This window comes from Limosilactobacillus reuteri subsp. simiae (assembly GCF_020784875.1).
GTDB classification, from domain to species: domain Bacteria; phylum Bacillota; class Bacilli; order Lactobacillales; family Lactobacillaceae; genus Limosilactobacillus; species Limosilactobacillus reuteri_H.
In genome coordinates this window covers 1-239 of record NZ_JAJGUI010000021.1, presented here as the reverse complement: position 1 = coordinate 239, position 239 = coordinate 1, and the positions used below count along the sequence as shown (strand labels likewise).

1 protein-coding gene is annotated in these 239 nt (G+C 38.9%); it reads left to right on the top strand.

Features of this window, described 5'->3' with window-relative positions:
• The coding region (locus LMC10_RS01095) for a reverse transcriptase domain-containing protein (protein ID WP_267866770.1) at positions 1-239 on the top strand (239 nt) is incomplete at both ends.

The following is a 239-nucleotide window of genomic DNA, read 5'->3' as shown; positions in this document are numbered from 1 at the left end:
TACGCCTATCTTTGAGCGTGTTTTCTCTGATAATAGTTTTGGCTTCCGTCCCCACCGTGGGGCCCATGACGCTATTGCAAAAGTAGTAGATCTTTATAATCAAGGTTATCGAAGAGTTATCGACTTAGACCTAAAAGCCTATTTTGATAACGTTAATCATGACTTGATGATTAAGTATCTCCAACAATATATTGATGACCCATGGACACTAAGACTCATTCGTAAGTTTCTAACTAGCG